Consider the following 23,695-nt stretch of genomic DNA (forward strand, 5'->3'; position numbering starts at 1 on the left):
TTTAATCGTCCGTCATCAATATTTCGGGTTGTTGTTCACTGATTTTTTTACCACGCCAGTATAAAGCGAAGATCACTTGCCTGGCTATTTTCCGATATATATCAGTACATTGTTGTTCATCATCTAAAGCTATAGGCGCACCATCATCGCTGTGTTGCCGGATGGCTTTGGTCAGGGGTAACTGGCCAAGCACCGGCACCTGATAACGCTCTGCTAAAGCGACACCACCGTCTGTGCCAAAAATATCATCGATGTGACCGCAGTTGCCGCACTGGTAAAAACTCATATTTTCAATCAAGCCCAGCAGCGGAATATTGACCTGGCGGAACATGCTGATGCCTTTTTGCGCATCAGCCAGCGCCACATCTTGTGGTGTGGTTACGACAATAGCACCCGCGACCGGAATTTTTTGTGCCAGTGTCAGTTGAATATCGCCGGTGCCCGGCGGCATGTCCACCACCAGATAATCCAGCTCGGGCCACAAGGTTTCATTCAGCAACTGCAATAAAGCCTGACTGGCCATAGGACCGCGCCAGACCGAGGCCGCTTGTGGGTCGACCAGAAAACCGATCGATTGCAAATAAATGCCATGTTTATGCAGCGGCGACAGATGTTTATCATCCGGTGAGCTGGCTTTGGCATCACTCATGCCAAGCATAGTCGGTATTGATGGCCCATAAATATCGGCATCAAGTAAACCTACTTTGGCGTCTTCCCGCGCCAGCGCAATCGCCAGATTGACCGCCGTCGTGGATTTGCCCACCCCACCTTTACCGGAAGCGACCAAAATCACTTGTTTAATCTGGCCCAAAGTCGCCGGCACTGTGTTTTGATAACTCAATTGCAGTTCAGCGCTAAAACCGCTTTGTTGTAAGGCCTGTAATAACAATGGCTGCAGTGACTGCATCGGAAAAGGTAATTGCAACTGCAATTGTTTGCCATCGAACTGCAGCGAGTTACAAAGCTCTGCAATAGCAACCGGCATCTCATCGGTTTGAAATTGTTGTAATACCAACAGCTCAGCTGCAGATAATTCAGTGTTATGGCCACCTGCGGCAGCCGCAATTTTATTTTTCCACCAGCTAAACATGCAGAAAACTCCAGAAAAAAATTAACCAGCGTCAGCTTCACGCCATCAGCACAGAAATAACAGAGAAAATTGCCCGGCATTTAGCTGGCGGGGTGCGCTTTAACGGCCGTTATTGTATCATGTTGTCATCTCTTTTCAGTTATTTATGCATTCAGAGTTAGATTTGATGACCCAACGTAAAATTTTGATCACAAGCGCATTGCCTTATGCCAACGGTCCTATCCATTTAGGCCACTTGCTGGAATATATTCAGACGGATATCTGGTCGCGGTTTCAAAAAGCCCGTGGTCATCAATGTTATTACGTCTGTGCCGATGACGCCCACGGCACGCCAATTATGCTCAAAGCGCAGCAGCTTGGCCTGACGCCAGAAGCGATGATTGCACAAACATCCATTGAACATCAGGCCGACTTTAAAGAGTTCCTGGTCGGTTTTGATAACTACCACAGCACGCACAGCGAAGAAAACCGCGCTTTTGCCAGCGAGATTTATCAGAAACTGGATGCTGGTGGCTACATCAAGCGTAAGACCATCAGCCAGTTGTTTGACCCGGAAAAACAAATGTTCCTGCCGGATCGTTTTGTTAAAGGCGATTGCCCAAAATGCGGCGCTGTTGATCAAAACGGTGACAGTTGTGATGCCTGTGGCGCCACTTACAGCCCGACTGAGCTGAAAAACCCAAGGTCTGTGGTGTCAGGCGCGACGCCTGTGCTGAAAGACTCAGAGCACTATTTCTTTGATTTACCTGCTTTTGAACAAATGCTGCAAGACTGGACCCGCGGTGGTTCTTTGCAAAGCGAAATGGCCAATAAGCTGCAGGAATGGTTTAAAGAAGGCCTGCAACAGTGGGATATCAGCCGCGACGCTCCTTATTTTGGTTTTGAAATTCCAGGCGCGCCGGGTAAATTTTTCTATGTCTGGCTGGATGCGCCTATTGGCTACCTCGCCAGCTTCAAAAACCTCTGTGATAAAACCGGTATCAATTTTGACGAATTCTGGCAGCTTGATTCCGACGCTGAGGTTTATCACTTTATCGGTAAAGATATTATTTACTTCCATAGCCTGTTTTGGCCAGCCATGTTAGATGGTGCTGGCTATCGCAAACCAACCAGCGTGTTTGCGCATGGTTTTGTCACCGTCAATGGTGCCAAGATGTCAAAATCACGTGGCACTTTTATCAAAGCCCGGACTTATCTGGAACATTTAAACCCGGAATATCTGCGTTATTATTTCGCCTCCAAACTCACTTCAGGCATTGTCGATCTGGATTTAAATCTGGAAGATTTCAGTCAGAAAGTAAACGCCGATCTGGTGGGTAAAGTGGTGAATATCGCCAGCCGTTGTGCCAGCTTTATCAGCAAAAAATTCGATAGCACCTTATCGGCTGAAGTGGCAGAAGCAGAATTACTGGCCGAGTTTGTCGCGCAGGGCGAACAGATCGCGGCTTCCTTTGAACAACGCGAATTTGCCCGCGCCATCCGCGATATTATGGCACTGGCGGATAAAGCCAATCAGTATATTGATGCCAAAGCGCCCTGGGTGCTGGCCAAAGACGAAACCAAACAAGTGGAGACCCATCAGGTTTGTTCTATGGGCATCAACCTGTTCCGGGTGTTAATGCATTATTTAAAACCGGTATTACCGGCCATGGCGGCAGAAGTTGAGGCTTTCCTCAACATCGAACTGCGCTGGGATAACTATCAGAGTGCTTTAACCTCACATCAAATCAACAGCTTTAAGCCGCTGATGCAGCGGGTTGATCCGGTGAAAGTGCAAGCGATGGTGGATGCCTCGAAAGAAAACCTGCAACCTCAAGCTGCGCCTGCGCCAGTTGCGGCCAAAGTAGCTGTGCCAGCAACCAACACAGCGGCTGCCAGTGGCGAGTATGAGCCACTGGCGCCCACTATTGCTTTTGATGACTTTGCCAAACTGGATTTACGGGTGGCGCGGATTGTCAGCGCTGAGCATGTCGAAGGCGCCGATAAACTGGTGAAGTTGCAACTGGATCTGGGCTTTGAAACCCGCCAGGTATTTGCCGGCATCAAGTCTGCCTATGATCCAGCGGAGCTGACTGGTCGGCTGACGGTGATGGTCGCCAACCTGGCACCACGCAAAATGCGTTTTGGCATGTCAGAAGGCATGGTGATGGCTGCAGGCCCTGGTGGCAGCGACATTTTCCTACTGACGCCGGATGATGGTGCGACGCCAGGCATGCAAGTGAAATAACATGTGCTGAGTGCAGCAACCGGCTTCTGGTGCAATTCCAATTGCGCACAGCGGCCGGTACAATTTTTTGCAAATAAAATCATGATTTAGCACAAACCGGTCGCATGCATTTGATCTAAAATAGCAATCTCTGTTCAGGCTGAAGGACAGTCCATGTCTGCCACAATACGTTCATTTTCTTCGCTTTATCTGGCTACCCTTTTAATGGTGCTGGCTGCAGGTTTATTAACCACCTATCTTGGCTTACGCCTCGCTGCCATTGAAGTTTCTAAAATCTGGATCGGCGCCATGATGTCGGCTTATTATCTCGGGCTGGTCGCCGGTTCCAAAATCGGCCATAGACTAATAGCCCGGGTTGGGCATATCCGCGCTTTTGTAGCCACCGCTGGTTTAGTCACCGCTTCAGCGCTAGGGCATGCCCTGATTGATAATTTACAGGTCTGGATAGTCCTGAGGTTAATGGTTGGTGTTTGTATGATGTGCCAGTATATGGTGCTGGAAAGCTGGCTCAATGAGCAAGCGGATAGCAAAAACCGTGGCACTGTGTTCGCCAGTTATATGATTGTGTCTTATCTTGGGTTAGTGCTGGGTCAGGGTGCCATGAGTCTGAATCCGGAGCTGACCATCAAACCACTGATTTTAGTCGCGATGTGTTTTGCTTTATGTATAGTGCCGCTGGCATTAACCCGTCGCATTCACCCGCAACCGATGCGACCTGCGCCGCTGAAAATCAAAGCCTTCTGGCAACAAGTGCCACAATCGCTGACCACTATTGCCTTGGCGGGCATGATCGTCGGTTCCTTTTATGGCCTGGCACCCGCCTTTGCCGCGGCACAGGGCATGAATACCGAACAAGTGGCCGCTTATATGGCGACCACAGTGATGGCAGGCTTACTGGCGCAATGGCCGATGGGGAAGCTGTCCGACCGCATCCGGCGTTCACGTTTAATCCGTACCAATACGGCCTTGCTGGGTTTTCTGGTACTGGCGATGGCGCTGCTGCCACTGTCGGGCACACTGCAACTGGTGTTTACCTTCTGTTTTGGCGTACTGGCCTTTACGCTCTATCCATTAGCTACCGCATTAGCGAATCAAAATATTGAGCAAGATCAGCGTGTTGCTTTGTCAGCAACTATTTTGTTAACCTTCGGCCTTGGCGCCAGTACAGGTCCACTGATCGCTTCTGCCTTTATGCAGTTTGCTGGCAGCCAGATGCTGTATGGCTTTATGGCTTTGGTGGCCGCCTTGTTGTTTGTGCGGTTAACTCATGTGAACTACCAACAAAAACAACAAGATAAATCACAACCTAAGGATTATGTGATGGCCTCTGGTGACTTAGTTTCATCACCGTTAGCGGCAGCTTTAGATCCACGGGTCGATCAAGCCACGGCACAACAGCAATTGATGGCGGATCAGGACGAGCACGCCACGGCACAGCCGGAGGATGAAGGCCAACGGCAGCAAGAATTCGAATTTGCCGAACCATCAGCCACTACCACGAACGCTGACCCAGCGCCAGTGACTGAAACCAAAACCAGCCATTAATACTGTTGGACTGGCCGACTTTGCGAGTTGGCTGTCCAACGCATTTTTAACTCGAACAGATTTTAAGCACCAGTTTACCGGCCAGTTGATTACTGGCCATTAACGCATGCGCTTGTTCAGCCTGCTGCCAAGCAAACACTTGCGCCAGCACCGGCCGGATCTGACCTGAGGCCAGCGCTTCGCCAAACTGTTGACTAAAATCAGCACATAATTGTGCTTTATAAGCATCAGTGCGATTTCGCAGCGTCGAACAAATCAGCTGGCCGCGTTTTTTGAACATCAGTGCCAGATCAAAAGCTGGCACCTGGCGCCCGCCCATCATCGCCAGCACCACGATGCGCCCATCCAACGCCAGCAGTGGTAGATCCTTGGCGATATAATCACCAGCGACCGGATCAACAATCACATCAAAACCTGCGGGCCGGAAGCTACCGAGGGCGCTGACAAAGTCTGTGGTTTTATAATTGACCGCAAAATCGGCGCCCAACTGCTGACAAAACGCCACTTTATCGGCAGAGCCAACAGTCACCGCCACTGTGGCGCCTAGCTGTTTAGCCAGTTGAATCGCAGCGGTACCCACACCACTGGCACCAGCATGCAGCAACACGGCCCCGCCCGGCTTTAAACCACCAATCTGCAGCACCGCCTGATAAGCGGTCAAAAAAACTTCGGCAGTTGCTGCTGCTTGCTCGGCACTGAACAACGCCGGTTTGACCAGTAAATGCGCTGCCGCCAATACGGCATATTCGGCATAACCACCGCCCGGCACCAAACCAAACACCTGCTGCCCCAACCAGCACTCTAGCTCTGGTGCGCCAACCGCCACCACAGTACCTGCGACTTCGAGGCCTAAAATCGGACTCTCGCCGACCGGTGGCGGATAAACGCCAGCGCGCTGAGCTAAATCCGCTCTGTTGACACCTGCCGCCGCCACTTTGACCAGCACTTGTTGCGCGTTGGGAATTGGCAATGGCAGCTCGACAAACACTAGTTCACTGACTGTTCCGCTATGGCGGACGTCAATGGCTTGCATCAGTGCCGGCAACGATGATGTAAAATTCGGAACTGTCATAATGTACCTTGTTGAGCTTAGGTTTTAACATGGCGGATCAGCACTATGTTAGTTGCAAGCTGGCTTATCAAGCCAAATCCTGCTGCCAGATCCACAATTCGGTTTGCCCCTTGCGAAAAAGCCTGCATCGGCGCAAGTTTTGCTTTAGCTTTGCCGTTTTCCTGACTAAAATGCGCCTCTTTTACTTTATTGCAGAAACCAGCCATGACCGCCAGCATCATTTTACAAGCCGACCGCGACAAATCGTTAAAACGCCGCCATCCATGGGTGTTTTCCCAGGCGGTAAAACAGGTGCATGGTACACCGAACTCGGGTGATACCGTGGATATTGTCACTGTTGACGGTAAATTTGTCGCCCGTGGTGCTTATTCCCCGAACTCGCAGATCCGCGCCAGAGTCTGGACCTTTGATGCTGATGAACAAATTGATGCTGATTTTTTCCAGCGTCGTGTGCAACATGCCTGGGCAGTACGGCAACAACTGTTTGATTTAAACCAAACCAACGGTATTCGGGTCATCGCGGCCGAATCGGACGGCTTACCTGGCGTCACCGTGGACTTGTATGCTGATATTCTGGTCTGTCAGTTATTAAGTGCTGGTGCCGAGCGGCAGCGTAAACTGATTGTGGCCGCGCTGAAAAACATCTTCCCTGGTTACAGTATTTATGAACGCTCCGATGTGGATGTGCGGAAAAAAGAAGGTCTGGAGCCAAAAACCGGCTGGTTACATCTGCCGCGTGAAACTGGTGAAGTGGTCATCAAAGAAAATGGTCTGAATATCCTGGTGGATGTGATAAACGGCCATAAAACCGGTTTTTATCTGGATCAACGCGACAGTCGTGCTGCGGCTGGCCGTTATGCCAAAGGCAAAACAGTGCTGAATTGTTTTAGCTATACCGGTACTTTTGCGCTCAGCGCGTTAGCTGGCGGCGCCACTCATGTCACCAACGCCGACTTATCAGAATTGGCGCTAACGACAGCGACACGCAATGCACAGCTCAATCAGCTAGATTTATCCAAACTCACCATGACCAAAGCCGATGTATTTAAACTGTTACGGCAGTACAAAGAAGAAGGTCAGCAGTTTGATATGGTGATTTTGGATCCGCCAAAATTTGCCGAAAACAAAAACCAACTGGTCGGGGCTTGTCGCGGTTACAAAGATATTAACCGGGTGGCAATGCAAATTGTTAAACCAGGTGGTTTATTGCTGACCTTCTCTTGCTCTGGCCTGATAGAAGAAAGCCTGTTCCAGAAAGTGGTGGCGGATGCCGCGTTAGATGCTAACCGGGGTTGTTTATTCCTCGAACGCTTAAGTCAGGCCACTGATCACCCAATAGCCAGCTTTTATCCAGAAGGCCATTACCTGAAAGGCCTGGTTTGCCTGATCCAATAACAGGTGTGAGGCCCTGTCAGTGTACTGACAGGGCTCCATCGACAAAGCGGTCAAGGTTGCAGCGCCAGTCGAGTGTCTGCTTGGGTTTTTAACGGTATTTGTAAGCTATCTCTGGCCATATCTATCACCGGCAAACTCACTTTGCTATCACCCAGCGCCCAGTCGGTGTATTTTTTGTTCAACTTGCGATACTTCAAAGTTGCGGCCACATGTAACGGCGACACCGCCCAGGCGGGCACCTGAAACTGATACTGCACCAAATCACTGGCGCCAGGTGCCACCGCATTACGATACCGATCGCCAACCATATTAAATAAATCATGTTTCCAGACATCTTTACCAAACCGGTCCACCGGCATTGAGCGATAAAAATAAGCTTTAGCATCCACAGTTTGATCGGCCTGGAGCAAACCACTGGCAAATACTTGCTGGCCACTGGCATCGGTCACCACAATTTCCAGCCAGGCTTCGTTAATATCGATGGTACCGCCGGGAAAATGATGGCCGACGCCAATATTGCTAACGGCGATATTCAGCTCTGCCTGTTCATTTAAATAATAGAAATAAGGCGCTGTCACCAACTGACGCGCGTCCATCTCACCTTCCAGCGGTTTATAGTTTTGCGTAGCCGTTTGCCGGTTCGGTTTATCAATGGTCAACCGCATCTTATTACTTTGTAAAAACCGTACCATTTGCTGATACTGCTCCGGACTGTCGTTGAGCAGTGCCAGCAAAGAATTAGCACCTAAAAACCGATGTGAGCGGATCTGACCCTGTTGATCAGCCGACGGATCCTGACCTACCACCAACGGCATATGACAACCCTGACAAGGCACAGCCGTTTGCTGATTAAACCGCGGATTTTGCGAGGAAAATGGCCCCGCCAGCCATGACGCATAATCATCCTGCATCTTTACCCAGCCCCATTTGTTCATCTCTTTATCCATAAATTGGGCATGGCAAGTGGCGCATAAATCAGCACTGCGGGTAAAAGCTTTGCCCATATCCTGTTTATGCTGCGCCGGATCCAACCGGATGGATAACTGATTCAGCAGTGCCAGCGCCGGGTTAGTACTGCCGTCAAATAAATAAGGCTGGGCCTGACCATACCGATAACTGCCATTGCCTTTGACATGCTCGATACTTTGCAAACCATGGCAACTGAGACAATTCACTCCTTCTCTGTTACCTGGCGTACCAACAATACCGCCGTGTTGACCGCCTGGGCTCAGTTGGCCGGTCAGCAATGCCACCGGCGCATGACAACCTTCGCAATAACGGGTGGCTGTAATGCCTTTGCGCTCGGCTAGTAAACTGATATTTTTGATGTAAGTTGGATCGGAAGCGGCTTTTTTATGCGCAGAATCCAGCCACTGCCGGGTGATGTCCTGATGGCAGTTACCGCACTGCGCTGATTGGACAATTTGCCGTTCATCAATAAATTTGTTGTGATAAGTCTCGGTTTGACTTGGCCGAAACGGCTGCGCCCCATAATCGTACACATAATCCGCCACCAACGGCTTATCACTGTAGGCAGGATCGTACCAGCCAGAGGCGGCAACGCACAACACAAACAACAGTGCCAGTGCTGCGCTGCCGACAGCCGTCTGGCGACTGACCTGGCGGTCCTGTGATTTAAACAACCGTACATCGCCCTGCTGTCTGGCCGCCAGATAATACGCCAGCAGATGTAATAGCAGAAACAGCAACAGTGAGGCGGTGCTGACAAGGTGTAGCAGATACCAGTGCTGATCTTGTTCCTGCCGTCCCTGCACGGCCATCGTCGCCCCACTGTAGATCACCAGCAGTAACAACAGCGCAGCAAAAACGCCCAGGGTAAACACCAAAGGACGCCGTACCCCAAAAGTACGTTTAAAATGCAGCACCAGATACAAGGTTAAACTACTAAAAAACACCAGCCCGGCCAGCGCATGGAACAGATCTGACCACAAAGCCCAATCACTATGGCCCTGATACACTAAACCTGCCAGACCTGTGATCGCCAGCACCAATAACGAAAGCCAGAACAGCACCACAGTATTTTTTTCCAGCTGTAACAGTTTTTCCTTGTTCATTCGGCCTCCACTGCCCCAGTTGGCTGGCTGAACCAGCGTTGATACAGGCGACTATCTTTGATTTCTTGCTGTGCCATCAATTGCACAAATTGCGCATCCGATAAACGCCGGTGCAGGATCCGACTTAACTGGCGTCGCTCGGTTTCAGCTAACTGACCAAACAGCGTCGGAGCAATCGCAACAATCTCAGGCGGTAACGGGAAATGGCTACTGATATACAGCTTTTCATAGACTTGCAAGCCAGGATCCGTGAGTAGGTCCTCCAGCAGCAGCGGATAATGCGCTGAGACTGCTAACTGACTGGCCACTAAGCTGGCAGTCTGGTAATGCCCGCTGTGCAGCAGTTGTTTTAGTCGTGCCGTCCACGCTGACAGCTGTGCAACGTCCAGCGGCTGGCACAGCTCAGGCGCAGCGGCAAACAACCGCAAACAGCTTTGCCGGTCCTGCATCTGCGGTAACTTCAGTACTTGTAACAAAGCCGCTTGTGATAATAACGGCAACAGCTGCAACTGTTCACTGGCGGGCAAAGCGATAAATACCTGTAACTGTTGCGTCGGCACTGGCAACTGAATGGCTCCTTTTTGCCAAAGCTGACTGAATTCGGCAATAAAATTATTGCCCTGCAAGGTCGGAAACTGCTGATACAGCTGGACTAAGGTGGCCAGATCCAGCGCCGCCAGCAGTTGTCGTTGGGGTAACGTCACCAGAGACGACCAGGCAACCGCATGTTGTTGCTGACTGACCGCATCATCAGACTGAAAACTGGCCGCTACAAAAAACCAGCGTTCGCGTTCAGTCATGGTACTAAACATCTGACTGACAGCAGCCACCGGTTGTTGCAGCCGGTTCAGTGCAATCAGAATATGGGCTTTGGCAATAGGTGACGAAGTTCTGGCCAGTGCTGCCGTTAAATCAGCAGCGGTCTCAGTCTGGCGCAAATAACCCAGTGCCCGCGCAGCCTGACTGACCAGCAATTCATTATCGGACTGCAACAACTGTTGTAAAGTACTGACCGCCCGGTAAGACTCAGTTTCTGCCAACAATTCGATAAAACAACTTTGCACCATCGCTTGCTGCTGTGGTAACAGTTGCAATACCGCCGGCACCGCCAGACCTTTCCGCTCCGGCACTGCTTCATCTTTCCAGTGGTAAAATTGCAACGCACGGCTGGCAGCGCACTGAATTTGTGCATCGGCTGAACTTAACAAATGCAGCAAAGTCGGCACTGTTTGTTCCAGCTCAAACTGGCGTAATAATTCAATCGCCGGTAATGCCAACTCAGGCCGCTGAGTACGGGCTATTTCATCAAGCAGCGGAAATAACGGCTTGGCAGGTTTTGCCTGCAGCAATGCCATCAGTTCGGCCAGCAGTGCTGGATTATTGGCAAAGTGCTGCTGATACAACGGATAGAAACTGCCATCATAATGGCCCTGCCCCAACTGGTACAAAGCGGATTCGATCTGCTGCTCTGCTGCAGTGGCTTCGGGCGCGGCCGGCGTCAAGGCGCTGAGGGTCGCCTTTTGCAAATCAAGCAGATAATACTGCTGCAACTGCGGGATCTGCAGTTGTAATCGTTTTCCAGCCGTGACCACTTCAATTCTTGACTGGGCTAACGCCCCGCGATGCAAATAGCCATGTAGCGAAAAAGAGCCAAAAGTACGCTGGCCAGCAAAGGCGTTTTGCACCAGGGTGTCATCAATAAAAAGCTGAGCTTTTTTGCACAAAAAAGCCGGCAAACATTTCAGGCCAAACCAGGGCAACTGGCTCTGGGCTTCATTTTTTAACAAGGTTGGATAATCATTGTTGTTGCCAATCACCAGATCCATTTTGCCGTCAAGATTAAAATCCAGCACAGCAGCGCCACGCGACGAGGCCACCCGTTCGTCGGTCAGTTGCTGGGTTTGGAAGTTTTTCTGCTCAGGCCGCATCAGTAACAGATGATTCGGCTGTCCCACCGGAATATGCGCAGCATCCGGGTGCGGTAACACACTGCCATTGGCTAGGAAAAAATCATCATAACCATCCAAATCAAAATCAGCCTGCGCCACAGACCAGCTGTGGGCAAATAGCGTTTCAGCTCTGTTCACCCACTGATCCCAACTTTTCTCATTGGCAAAATCGGTGGTTTCCAGCACAAACAGACCAGTCCGACCAGCAAAACTACCGAGCGCAAACTCAGATTCCGCTTGCTGTGGCCAGTGGAAAAACTTCATATCACGGGCGTTCAGCACAAATTTTTCCCAAGGTAACGGACCTTGTAACTGACGACTGGGCGAGCCACTGTCATTGAGCACTAGCAGCGTATCCCGATCAACATAATTCAGCGTCCGGCCCTGGCGATTACTGGTGCCGTCATCGCTGGTTAATTGATACTGCAACGGAGCAATGTTGCGATACAGATGATCGGGCTCGGCATCAAAAAAAGTCACATCAAAGTTACTTTCTTTGAAATTGGCATAGCCGGCATTGAGCTCCAGCATGTTCTGGTTCTGGACAAAGCTGACATAATTACCAAACAACAATTCATCCTGTTGATCGCCATCGAGATCTTTTAATAAGATTGCGGTGGTAAAGGCTGCGGGATCCTCGTTAAACGCATCTTTCACCAGTTTAAACTGAGTGCCTTGCTGGTTATGGAACAACTGGTTTTTTCCTTTATTACCGACAATCAAGTCCAGATAACCGTCCTGATCCAAGTCATCCACCAGACAAGCAAGGCTGAAACTGGCCGCTTCGCTCCCGAGCATTGCACTGACATTTTCGAAATACTGACCTTGCCGGTTCAGATAAAGTTGGTTTAACTGCGGCAGATGCCACCAGTTTTGTTTGCCAAAATGACGTAAATTGCCGGACCCAGTGGTAAAAAACAGATCATCAAAGCCATCGTTATTAAAATCTGCCACGCAGACACTGGCGGTCAGAGTATCTTCAAAACTAAGCAACTGGTCCTTTTTTTGTACGTGCCGGTGCTGGAGACCAGCCAGGAAGGTGATGTCACGAAATTTGGCCTGGCTCAGTGCTGACGGACTGGCAGGCTGACTTAATTGCGCGCTGATCTGCTCAAAAGCTTTGATTTCCGCAATCGCCACCGGCTCTGACAGCCAGTACCAAAATCCCAGCACTATCAGGCAGCTCAAGCTGACGATTGCACTAAAACCATAACCGCTTTGCCATAGTCTATTCATCAGGATAACGCTCAGATCTGCAGCGGTAAAAATTGCAAATGCAGGGGTAAAGCCGACGGAGCCACCAGGGTGCCATTGAGGACCACACTATATTGCTCTGTTGACAGGCCAAACAATAGTCTGGCTTCGGCCGCATTGTAGTCCAGTGAGGCCAATTGCTGGCATTGTGCCTGCAACTGACAAATCTGTTGCTGCTGCCCGGTACTGCCAGCAAACAAATACACCCTGGCTGTTTTGACTGAGGCTAAAGTGGCCAACAAAGCAGACACACTTTGTTCGGCAGCAGTGGCTGGCAAAAATACCGCCACATCATCCTCCCCCGTCGCTGGCGTGACCAGATTGCTCCGATAACGCTGCCATGGTACTTTCACTTGAGCTGCCGGTTTTTTTTGCTGTTGCAACGCCACCAATTCAGCCGCGTAGGTACGTTGTCCACTGAGATAATAGGCTGGCACCGCATCCGGCAGATAGGCGTCAACCATCTGCTGATTGACCTGTGCTAACTGTTGTTGCAGATCTCCGTCACAAGCAGGCGCCTGACGCGCCAACATCGCTTTTTGTACCAAAGGTCCCGTTGGGTTTTGACAGCGAAAAAATTGCTGAACCCGCTCTTCACTGGAGGTACCAAAAATCGGATACCAGAATAAATACACATTATACGCTGCCAGTTGTGCCGAATTGGCCATCGCCTTGATGCAATAGCCACAAAACGGATCTTTAAACACCACCACTGACGGTGCTGCCGGTTGGTAAGGCCGCAATAAAAATTGTCGGTGCCCGACCGGATCTGGCTGCGGCAAAGCCGTTTTTTCTGCTGCAACAACAGGCCCGAGCAAGCACCAAGCCAACAAGCACAGGATAAGCCGGTACCAACTCATTGTGTAACCGCCAGTTTGAGCGCCAGTTGATTGTATTCAGCCGTCAAGGCTGCATATTGCTGCTCAATTTGCTGGCGTTGTTCCGGCACATCAAGCACCTTGTCCAATTGTTGCCCCAACGCCTGCAACTCCTGGCCCAGCTGTTGATAACGCTCAGTAGTTTCCTTCCTTTGCCCGGCATCGAGCACCAACACAGCAGCTGGCTTTTCAACCGGTTTGCCGCTGGCGTCGATTTGTGGTCCGAACAGCGTTGGCGCTGTTGCGACCTCATCCTGCACAGCTTTACTCTGTGGCTGCACCACGACTGTGGTCGGCTGTGATGATGGCACCTGCCACCAATACCAGCCAGCCGCAACAGCAATGGTTAAAGTGGCGATCACGTAATTGCTGAACTTGATCCCTGTCTTCATGGCTGATTTCCTGTGGTAAATTCAAAAATTCGGTAATTCACATTATTACCGGCAATATCCTGCAGACTTTGGTTATAGCTCAGATAAAGATAATAACGGCGGTTGGGCCGCAGGGCAGCTGCAGGCAGAAGTTTCAGCATTTTCCGGTCGGCAGAAAACTCCGGCTGCCAGCTAATATCCACACCTTCGACCGAATCATACCAACGCACCGACGATGGATTGACCGTAGTGGTATCTATCGCGCCACTAAAGCTGATTTCCGGTGTTACATTCAGCGCAATCTGAGTTTGCCCATTGCCAGGCACAGACGACAACACCTGATCAGCCTGTAAATCGAAACTATTGCCAGTGACAAAGTTGCGTTGCTGATCTGGCAGCACATTACCGGCGATATCCTCCATACCCTGCAACTGGAGACTGTAACTGCTATTTGCCGTCAATAATGCCAATGGGATCAGCGTTAATAGCCGACGATCAGCACTCCATTCCTGCCGTACAGCAACAGCTTGACCTTGCAACCATAAACTGGCCCCCTGCGCGGTTTGCGGATTCATCGCCTCATCAAATTTAACTCGTAACCGGGCATTTTGTGGCACATTTTGCTCGCCTTCCCGCACTGACATCAGCTCAACCTGCGGTACCGTGCTATCCGCCTGCGCTGCAGCCGTGAAGTTTCCTGACCACCATGAACTTGGATTACCCGCTAAATCACGGAAATAGTTCAAGTAAAGCTGCACAGTGCGATTCACTGCCCAACTTTCTGCCGGGGTAAACACCGCCTCACGCCCTGAACTGCCAAGCGCCAGTGTGCCCGCTATTCTGTTGCCTGTTTGTGCATCATAGACCTGCAGTCCATCACCCGCTAAACTCAATGGGTTCACGGCTTCACTAAACACCAGACGTAACGGCGTATTCACCGGCACCTGCTGACTGCCAGATGGCGGATTGATTGATAATAATTGCGGCGCTGCCACATCCAAACCACCATGGGTCCGATAACTCAGCGCTGCGCTGCGTAGTGGATGACCCGCTGCGTCACGGATACTGCTAAAAGATTCAGTCACCACTGTGTCCGCCTGCTGTAATCCCGTTTTACGCCAGCGCAATTCACTGTTACCAACCAGGAATTGGATCTCATCGGCTGCCGCCACATCTGTCCACAGCGGGTTCACCGGCTCGTCAAAACGAGCGTGCACTTCCACATTACGAGGCACTTGCTGCTGACCATCAGCCGGACTGCTGGCTTGCAGCGTCGGTTGTTGATCGTCGACCACCAGTTGCGCTGCAGTATTGAAATAGCTGTAGGTTTCGCCGCCGATGGCATCACCATCCACATCTTTCAAGCCAGTTAACACCCGCAGGTAGTAATTACGACTGACACTCAGCGGTTGTGTTGGTTTAACGGAGACCCGGCGACCATCGGCACTGAGTATGATATCAGCCGGTACCACTGCTCCGGAGTAATCGGGTCTGAGTTGCACCGTATTGGCATTGACGGTACGACCATCCAGTGGCTGGTCAAACACTAAATCCAGCTGCGGATTGCTGATTTGGAACACTGAGCCCCAAGCCGGGAAATAATTTTGCAGCACAGGTGCGCGGCCGGGCACAGACGCCTGACTGCTGCCCGTGGTAAAGCTGCCCCGATAGCTGTACAGCAAATTGTCATTGCGGTCGCGTAACTGTTCTGGCACCCAAACATCGATAGTGGCGTCATTGGGAATAGCCGTGTCAGGGATAAATACCAACGCCTGTTGCTCGGCAGCCAGCTCAGTCCGACCGCTGACCAAACGGCCATTAGCGGAAACTTCAACCGCGACCGCCGGTAAATTAGCCGCCAGTTCTTTATTGGCATACAAGTAGATCCGCTCTGGTGAGCGCACCTGACTCGCCCCATTGAGCGGACTTTGCCGCGCAATTGACGGACGCTGCCTATCATTATTGATAACGGCGGTCTGGAAAGTAAACACGGTATTGGCCAGCCGGTTCCCCGCCAGGTCCATCAGGTTATCCGTCAAGACTACACTGACTGATTTGCTCGATGCTAAGGTACTTTCCAGCGTCAGAACTCGGTTATCACTGCTGCGATAAATCGACGGATTCACCCTGTTGCCATCAATAAACAACATCAGATTGTTACTGTTAATGGTATTTTCCCGCATGGATTCAGAAAAAGTCAGCACTATAGGTGTGTGCGGCCCGATATCCATCTGACCATTGACCGGCGTCGTTAATATCAACCTTGGCGCTGTGTTATCCAACCGACCTCCCACCCTAAAATTGCGCGTGCTATTACTCATCTGGTTACCCGCTAAATCAGTAAGACCGTATAAATACACCGTGATTTGTGCTTCAGATGGATAGCCTTGCTGCGGGATAAACGTTAATTGACTGCCCTGCGCTTGCCACTCGCCGGCAATCTGACCAGAGACGCCAGACGCTGTTACCTGCAGACTGGACAATTGCGTTGGATCTATCTCTTCACTGAGTTGCAGCAAGATGGCACTGTCTGGATCGACATTGGTGCTTTGATGCTGCGGTGACATACTCTGCAACACCGGTCTGACCAGATCAGGTTGGGTCACTGCACTGGTAGTAAAGGCCACTTGTTGTGGAGCAATGATGTTACCACTGGCGTCACACAGTCCGGTGAATGTCAGTTGGTAGTTGCCGCTCGCTGAAAGCACTGCCGGAGTCACGACCAATGAGCGCCGATCTGTGCTCAGGACAGCCGTGATCGCACTGGTCGCGCCAGTACCGACATCCAGCAATTGGACGGTATTGCCAGCCAGACAAGCCGGATTTAATACCTCATCAAATTGCAGTACCAAACGTCCATTCACCGGGATATTGGCGGCACCATCAGCAAAACTTTGCCTGATCACAACAGGTGCACTCTGATCTACTCTGTTCCCTGTGGTAAAAGACATGGTGTAATAACGAACCGCATTACCGGCGATATCATAAAAGTTTTGCTGATAACTCAACGTCAGGCTGTATCTTTGGTTGGCCGCTAATTGCTCGACCGATTTCAGTGTGAGTTTCAGCCGATCCGGGCTGACCAGATATGTAAAGGGCACTTCACGACCTTCGCTATCGTTTGACAAGGTCATACTTCTATTGCCCAGCGTGCTGTCATCGATCGCGGCGCTAAACTGCACCTCGATGAGAGCGTTCTGCGCGACATTGCTACTTCCGGCGGCAGGACTAATCTGCGTGACATTGTCTATATCCAAATCGACCCTGTTACCGGTGGTAAATTGTCTGGTTTGCGTTGTCACTGCGTTGCCGGAAATATCCTGCAGATCGGCCAGATTGAGATCATAAGTACTGTGTTGTTCCAGCAGCGCCAACGGCGTCAATGTCAGCAAACGACGATCCGCACTCCACTCCTGCCGCACTGCAACAGTTTGACCTTGCAGTAATAAGCGAGCACCCAGCCCAGTTTGCGGGTTCATTGCCTCATCAAATTTAACTCGTAACCGGGCATTTTGTGGCACATTTTGCTCGCCTTCCCGCACTGACATCAGCTCAACCTGCGGTGCCGTGCTATCCGCCTGCGCTGCAGCCGTGAAGTTTCCTGACCACCATGAACTTGGATTACCCGCTAAATCACGGAAATAGTTCAAGTAAAGCTGCACAGTGCGATTCACTGCCCAACTTTCTGCCGGGGTAAACACCGCCTCGCGCCCTGAACTGCCGAGCGCCAGTGTGCCCGCTATTCTGATCCCCGTTTGCGAATCAAGCACCTGCAGCCCATCGCCCGCTAAACTCAATGGATTCACGGCTTCACTAAATACCAGACGTAACGGCGTATTCACCGGCACCTGCTGACTGCCAGATGGCGGATTGATTGATAATAATTGCGGCGCTGCCACATCCAAACCACCAAGGGTCCGATAACTCAGCGCTGCACTGCGTAGTGGATGACCCGCTGCATCACGGATACTGCTAAAAGATTCAGTCACCACTGTGTCCGCCTGCTGTAATCCCGTTTTACGCCAGCGCAACTCGCGGTTACCAACCAGGAATTGGATCTCATCGGCTGCCGCCACATCTGTCCACAGCGGGTTCACCGGCTCGTCAAAACGAGCGTGCACTTCCACATTACGAGGCACTTGCTGCTGGCCATCAGCCGGACTGCTGGCTTGCAGCGTCGGTTGTTGATCGTCGACCACCAGTTGCGCCGCAGTATTGAAATAGCTGTAGGTTTCGCCGCCGATGGCATCACCATCCACATCTTTCAAGCCAGTCAACACCCGCAGGTAGTAATTACGGCTGACACTCAGCGGTTGTGTTGGTTTAACGGAGACCCGGCGACCATCGGCACTGAGTATGATATCAGCCGGTACCACTGCCCCGGAGTAATCCGGTCTGAGTTGCACTGTATTGGCATTGACGGTACGACCATCCAGTGGCTGGTCAAACACTAAATCCAGCTGCGGATTACTGATTTCGAGCACTGAGCCCCAAGCCGGGAAATAATTTTGCAGCACAGGTGCACGGCCCGGCACAGACGCCTGACTGCTGCCCGTGGTAAAGCTGCCCCGATAGCTGTACAGCAAATTGTCGTTGCGGTCGCGTAACTGTTCAGGGATAAAGACTTCAATCAGCGCATTGGCTGGTAGCGGTGATTGCGGTTCAAACACCAAGGCTTGATTTTCCGCATCAAGGGTCGTGCGCCCGCGAAGTGCGATACCATTGGCCGCGACATACAGGCTGCCATCAGTGATACTGCCTGCCAACTCCTTGTTAGCATACAGATAAATTTTCTCAGGAGGCAATACATTACCGGCACCATTCAGTGGACTTTGCCGTGCGATTGACGGACGCTGCGTATCATTATTGATAACGGCGGTTTGGAAAGTAAACACGGTATTGGCCAACCTGTTCCCCGCTAGATCCATCAGGTTATTGGTCAACACCACACTGACGGATTTGGCGGATGGTAAGGTACTTTCCAGCGTCAGGATACGGTTATCACTGCTGCGATAAATCGACGGATTTACCCGGTTGCCATCTATAAACAACATTAAATTGTTATTATTGATGGTATTTTCCCGCATGGATTCAGAAAAGGTCAGTACAATAGGTGTATGGGGCCCTATATCCATCTGACCATTGCCCGGCGTTGCCAGCACTAAGCTCGGTGCCGTGCTATCTTGCCGGCTGCTGACACGGAAATTACGCGTGGTATTATTCATCTGATTACCGGCGATATCAGTCAAACCATACAGATAAACAGTAATTTGCGCCTCGGACGGATAACCCTGCAGCGGCGTAAATGTCAGTTGACTGCCTTCAACTTGCCATGCACCAGCAATTTGACCCGACACACCTGACGCAGTCACCTGCAGATTTGTCAGCAATACGGGATCAATCAACTCACTAAACTGCAGCACAATCGCGCTATCCGGATCAACATTACTACTCTGATGGGCAGGTGACATGCTAACTAAAGCTGGCTTGATGCTATCCGGGGTAACTTGATCGCTGGTCTGAAATTGTAGTTGCTGCCGGTTCATCGCGTTGCCGCTATTGTCACAAAGGCCATCAAGTATCAGTTGGTACTGGCGGCTGGCTGCCATGCCTGGCACGGTGAATGTGACCTGGCGCCGATCAGCGCTCAGACTGAAATTGACCTGCTGCACTTCACCGTTACTGCTGAGGCTAATGGTATTAGTATTGAGACATAGCGGATTGAGCGGCTCATCAAATTGGATTAACAATCGGCCATTCACTGGAATGGCGACAGCACCATCAGTGAAACTTTGCGCACGGATCTGGGGTGCCGCTTGATCCGGTAATCCAGCAGTGGTGAAACTCATGGTATGGTTACGAACGGCATTACCCGCTACATCATAGAAGGTTTGATTGTAACTGGTATAAACTGCATAACGCTGATTGGCTTTGAGTTGTTGCTGTGGCGTGATAGTCGCCACTTTGCCATCGGCACTGAATTGCAACTGAAAGGCGACATCCCGGTTTTCATTTTCGTTGTATAAGCGAATGGCGCTGCCAAATACACTGGCAACATCAATGGCTTCAGAAAAGACCAACTGGATTTTTGCTTGTAAGCCAACCTGCGTTGCACCACTGACAGGCGTGACAGTACTGACAGATGCAACAGTGGTATCCTGTTGCTGACCGGTACGGAACTGGATCAGTTTTTCCTGTGCCAGCACATTGCCCGTTAAATCAGTCACTGCGCCGATGTGAAGCACATAATCAGTGTCCGGTTGTAATGGCGCCAGAGGTGTTAAAGTTAACAACCTATTACTATTGCTGATGCTGCGATTGGCAGGGACTTCGACCCCATCTTGCAACAAACGCAACTGACGCATGGATAAAACATTTAATGGTTCGTCAAACAGCGCTTGAAATCTGCTATTCAGCGCCAGCTCAGTCGCACCTGCTGGGATGGATTGGGCAATTAATTGGGGTCCCCGACCATCTGCGGCAAAGTTGGTGGTGAAATAGTAGTAATTGGCATACATTTCGTTTTGGAATAAATCACGGATGCCACTGACATAAAGCTGATGCTGCCGACCTGCCACAAATGCACTGGAAGGTACAAAATGCACTGATAAGTTATCCTCACTGACCGATAAAGTTCCATCGATCCGCTGGCCTGTGGTGTTATCCGTCAGATAGATCCGAGTTGCATTCACCGAATCAGGATTAATCGGCTCGCTCATCAATAGCGTCAGCAACGCATTCAGTGGCACATCGGTGGCCCCAGCTTGCGGCGTAATAGCACTGACGGTTGGCCTGACCGTATCTTCATAATTACCCGTGGTGTAACTAAATTGATAAGGTTGCGCCAACAGATTGCCCGCATTGTCACGCACGCCTGCCACTGTGACTTGATACTGAGTAAAATCCTGCAACAAGGAAGCAGGGGTAAAATAGAGTTCACGCCCTGCTTTTTGTAATCTGATACTGCCTGCAATGGCCAAAGCACCTTGCTGTTTTAAAGTAACGACGCCATCGACGACGGACTTACGTTGTAATGGCTCGTTAAATAAAATCGCAATCCCCTGATTCTCAGGGATATTGACGCTGTCATTGGTCGGATTGGTTGATTCCACCACCGGCGCTGTCACATCAGGATCAAGCGGGTTGGTGCCTTGGGCTAACTCGGTGGCATCTGCGATACCGTCATCATCGGTATCTTTTTTCAGTGGATTGGTACCAATGGCCACTTCACGACCGTCTGACAATCCATCCGCATCAGTGTCCGGATTGTTTGGATCAGTCCCATGCCTGTCTGCCTCATCATCATTACCCAGACCATCCGCATCTTTATCTGGCTGCACATTGAGCCGGACTTGGCTAGATAATGTTGAATTGCCCCCCAAATCCCAGGCACGCAGCTGCACATTAACAAAACGTTTTTCACCAGGTACCTGCCACGGATACACATAAGGTGCTGAAGTATCACTGCCGAGCAGCACTCCATCGATAAGAAAATCGACCTGCCGTACCGCGACATCATCGTTGGCGGTAGCACTGAGCAACACATTCTGCCGTTCGACCACCACATCGCCCTGTGCTGGCGCCTTTAACTCAACTTCGGGTGAAACTCCGGCGGTGTCATTGAGCATCCGATACTGAGCGATAAACAATTTAGTATTGCCGGATGTGCCGTAATCCTGACCAACTACAAAAGATTCTTCGGTGATGTAGGCGTAAGAACCATCCAGTGCAATACCAGTACCGGCATAATCACCAAACCGGCTTAAATCAATAGTACCCTGAAAGACAGGCTGCTCCGGATCTTCAATATTGACGTAAGCCGTGACATTCGGGAAAAGTTGTTCAGCAAAAAATGCCAGTCCATTGGTCAGGGCCACATCCCGTGGCACGATAGCAGCGTCACCACCTGTCACCCGCGGCTGAGCCGGATTGGTTAAATCAACCACCCGATAACCATTACTGTAAGCCGCGACATAAGCATAAGAACCATCAAAAGCGACATCTTTCACCTGACCAAGGTTGACACTGCCCAAGCGGGCTGGAGCCAGTTTATCTGAGACATCAACCGAGACCAAGGCTGAACCTGCCACCACCACCAGCAGATTACTGTCCCCATCCAGTCCATACGCAGTACCCAGCCCCGTCAGATTGCTGGCAGAAACAGGCTCGGACGGATTGGTCACATCAACGATTTCAATCCCGGCGCTACCATTGGCCAGATAAGCATAATGCCCAGCCAGTTGCAGATCCTGCGTCACCCCGTCCGTATCCAGCGCCGACAACAACACAGGTGCAGCCGGCGTTGCGACGTTGATGACTTTCAGACCTTTGTCACCATCGGCAACATAGGCCAAATCGCCCCGCACTTTGACATCAATGGCCACCCCATCAGTGTCTAATTGACCGACAATCTGCGGTGCTCTTCGATTACTGACATCAATAATCTGCAAACCGGCCTGACCCGCTGCTACATAGGCATAATCACCAGCGACATCAACATTGTTGGCATATCCCGGGATGTTAATGGCAGCCAATGCACTGGGCGAAAAGCTTTCGACCACCACCGCCAGTGCCACACTGATATCACCATTGCGAATAGTGACGACCGCATTACCACTCTGTCCGCCAAAAATTTTACCATCTTCAGTCCCAAAACTAATGACAGATAAATCGCTGGAGCTATAACGGGTGCCACGGCTGGAAGATGTGACATCAAGCTGTGAGCCATCAAGCAAAGTCGCAGTCACTTTCAACTGGGTGCTGACTTCGGTATCGACCCCGCTAAATGTCAGTAACACCGTCGGTGGCGTCACCCGCAATGCCCGCACAGCTTTGCGATAATCGACACTGCCGGCATTATTTGGATCGGTCTGGGTCAAAATTTCGACCTGGTCATTCAGGCCATCGCCATCCGTATCCGCCAACACTGGATTGGTCTGGTACTCATTAAGCTCTTTAAAGTCGCTGATCCCATCTAAGTCAGTATCAGCAGTGCTTGGGTTGGTGCCAGCATTAAACTCCGCCAGGTTCGACAAGCCATCTTTATCTTTGTCTTCAAAAGCATCAACCGGATCGGCCGGATTCAAGCCATTAGCCAACTCCCATTCGTCCGGTAAACCATCGCCGTCCTTGTCGCCTGCAGTTTTTACCTGCACCCGCAAAGTTGCTAAAACACCATCTTTACGTGCATTGATAAAAGCGACGCCATTACCACGACTGGTCAGCAGCCCATCAGGGCTGACAGTCACAACCTGAGGATTGGTGGTGGCATAGTTCATCCCGGCACTGGCAGAACTGACGTCCCTAGTCTGGCCGTCTTTATAACTGGCCTGTACTTGTAACTGCTGAGTTTTGCCGATGCTGGCAAATTCCAGCAATAAGTTACCGGCAAAATTGATTTCAGTCGGAATTTTTTCCGGTTCGATAAAGTTGATGGCTCCAACATCGGTTATTTGATTGTTGGCCAAGGTAAAATAATCACTTTGGCCAGAAATGGTACTGCCATCATCTAATAAACAGGTGGCTCTGGCCCGGATCCTGCCCATGTTGACAGGCACGTTGGGCAAAGCCCAACCACCATCTTTACTGACCTGAATGGTTCGGTTCAGGATATTGACGACACACTTTTCATTCAGCTCAACTGCGGCCTGCACTGAATAACTTAGCGTCAATAATGAAACAACCAATAAAGTGATGTTTTTCATAATGCATAATCCATTTTGCTAATTTTAAAGGCTACATTACTCAATTTGTGCCCCCCTAACGACGACAGGATCAGCAAAACAATTGAATAAACGCCAAAGTTGACTCTATTTGGAATAGACTGCGCGAAAAAATTT

Annotated in this window: 11 protein-coding genes; 3 read left to right on the plus strand and 8 right to left on the minus strand. The window is 50.7% G+C overall.

Translation table 11 applies throughout. The annotated features are described in order from the left end of the window. Position 1: 1 nt before the first annotated feature. Entirely contained in the window at positions 2 to 1,090 is a 1,089-nt protein-coding gene (gene apbC / locus AC53GJ_RS12415) for an iron-sulfur cluster carrier protein ApbC (protein ID WP_496728017.1), read from the minus strand. A 166-nt stretch (positions 1,091 to 1,256) separates the two neighbouring features. On the opposite strand from apbC, the gene metG reads away from it, so the two are divergent. Continuing rightward, the gene (metG, locus tag AC53GJ_RS12420) at positions 1,257 to 3,317 is read left to right on the plus strand and encodes a methionine--tRNA ligase (protein ID WP_496728018.1); all 2,061 of its coding nucleotides are present in this window, start codon (positions 1,257 to 1,259) and stop codon (positions 3,315 to 3,317) included. Positions 3,318 to 3,470: 153 nt separating this feature from the next. Beyond that, complete coding sequence (locus AC53GJ_RS12425; RefSeq protein ID WP_496728019.1) at positions 3,471 to 4,862, plus strand: MFS transporter; 1,392 nt, start codon at positions 3,471 to 3,473, stop codon at positions 4,860 to 4,862. Between the two features lie 46 nt (positions 4,863 to 4,908). On the opposite strand, the gene AC53GJ_RS12430 is transcribed toward AC53GJ_RS12425, so the two are convergent. Next, positions 4,909 to 5,934 carry an NAD(P)H-quinone oxidoreductase gene (locus AC53GJ_RS12430; RefSeq protein ID WP_496728020.1) on the minus strand — a complete coding sequence of 342 codons (1,026 nt, stop codon included), beginning with the start codon at positions 5,932 to 5,934 and terminating at the stop codon, positions 4,909 to 4,911. A gap of 17 nt (positions 5,935 to 5,951) precedes the next feature. Beyond that, complete coding sequence (locus tag AC53GJ_RS12435; protein ID WP_496728021.1) at positions 5,952 to 6,155, minus strand: hypothetical protein; 204 nt, start codon at positions 6,153 to 6,155, stop codon at positions 5,952 to 5,954. On the opposite strand from AC53GJ_RS12435, the gene AC53GJ_RS12440 reads away from it, so the two are divergent. Then, positions 6,139 to 7,329, plus strand: coding sequence for a class I SAM-dependent rRNA methyltransferase (locus tag AC53GJ_RS12440; RefSeq protein WP_496728022.1), 1,191 nt, complete (start codon positions 6,139 to 6,141; stop codon positions 7,327 to 7,329). The two genes, AC53GJ_RS12435 and AC53GJ_RS12440, sit on opposite strands and share 17 nt — an antisense overlap. A 50-nt stretch (positions 7,330 to 7,379) precedes the next feature. Here the strand turns inward: AC53GJ_RS12440 and AC53GJ_RS12445 are convergent, their stop codons facing one another. Genes AC53GJ_RS12445 through AC53GJ_RS12465 form a run of 5 tightly spaced genes read right to left on the minus strand, consistent with a single transcriptional unit; the run spans position 7,380 to position 23,560 of the window. Next, entirely contained in the window at positions 7,380 to 9,404 is a 2,025-nt protein-coding gene (locus AC53GJ_RS12445; RefSeq protein ID WP_496728023.1) for a multiheme c-type cytochrome, read from the minus strand. Then, complete coding sequence (locus tag AC53GJ_RS12450) at positions 9,401 to 12,589, minus strand: FG-GAP-like repeat-containing protein (RefSeq protein WP_496728024.1); 3,189 nt, start codon at positions 12,587 to 12,589, stop codon at positions 9,401 to 9,403. The genes AC53GJ_RS12445 and AC53GJ_RS12450 overlap by 4 nt, the downstream gene beginning before the upstream one ends. Positions 12,590 to 12,600: 11 nt before the next feature. Beyond that, a complete protein-coding gene (locus AC53GJ_RS12455; RefSeq protein WP_496728025.1) occupies positions 12,601 to 13,467 on the minus strand; it encodes a hypothetical protein in 867 nt (288 codons plus the stop codon). Further along, complete coding sequence (locus AC53GJ_RS12460) at positions 13,464 to 13,877, minus strand: hypothetical protein (protein WP_496728026.1); 414 nt, start codon at positions 13,875 to 13,877, stop codon at positions 13,464 to 13,466. The genes AC53GJ_RS12455 and AC53GJ_RS12460 overlap by 4 nt, the downstream gene beginning before the upstream one ends. After that, positions 13,874 to 23,560, minus strand: coding sequence for an Ig-like domain-containing protein (locus AC53GJ_RS12465; RefSeq protein WP_496728027.1), 9,687 nt, complete (start codon positions 23,558 to 23,560; stop codon positions 13,874 to 13,876). Before AC53GJ_RS12465 ends, AC53GJ_RS12460 begins: the two co-directional genes overlap by 4 nt. Between the last annotated feature and the right edge of the window lie 135 nt (positions 23,561 to 23,695).

It is taken from the genome of Rheinheimera sp. B2H12, from assembly GCF_059620065.1.

Bases quoted from the DNA above. Each gene is read 5' to 3' on its own strand.
- apbC (WP_496728017.1), bottom strand. From the start codon at position 1,090: ATGTTTAGCTGGTGGAAAAATAAAATTGCGGCTGCCGCAGGTGGCCAT.
- metG (WP_496728018.1), top strand. From the start codon at position 1,257: ATGACCCAACGTAAAATTTTGATCACAAGCGCATTGCCTTATGCCAAC.
- AC53GJ_RS12425 (WP_496728019.1), top strand. From the start codon at position 3,471: ATGTCTGCCACAATACGTTCATTTTCTTCGCTTTATCTGGCTACCCTT.
- AC53GJ_RS12430 (WP_496728020.1), bottom strand. From the start codon at position 5,934: ATGACAGTTCCGAATTTTACATCATCGTTGCCGGCACTGATGCAAGCC.
- AC53GJ_RS12440 (WP_496728022.1), top strand. From the start codon at position 6,139: ATGACCGCCAGCATCATTTTACAAGCCGACCGCGACAAATCGTTAAAA.
- AC53GJ_RS12435 (WP_496728021.1), bottom strand. From the start codon at position 6,155: ATGATGCTGGCGGTCATGGCTGGTTTCTGCAATAAAGTAAAAGAGGCG.
- AC53GJ_RS12445 (WP_496728023.1), bottom strand. From the start codon at position 9,404: ATGAACAAGGAAAAACTGTTACAGCTGGAAAAAAATACTGTGGTGCTG.
- AC53GJ_RS12450 (WP_496728024.1), bottom strand. From the start codon at position 12,589: ATGAATAGACTATGGCAAAGCGGTTATGGTTTTAGTGCAATCGTCAGC.
- AC53GJ_RS12455 (WP_496728025.1), bottom strand. From the start codon at position 13,467: ATGAGTTGGTACCGGCTTATCCTGTGCTTGTTGGCTTGGTGCTTGCTC.
- AC53GJ_RS12460 (WP_496728026.1), bottom strand. From the start codon at position 13,877: ATGAAGACAGGGATCAAGTTCAGCAATTACGTGATCGCCACTTTAACC.
- AC53GJ_RS12465 (WP_496728027.1), bottom strand. From the start codon at position 23,560: ATGAAAAACATCACTTTATTGGTTGTTTCATTATTGACGCTAAGTTAT.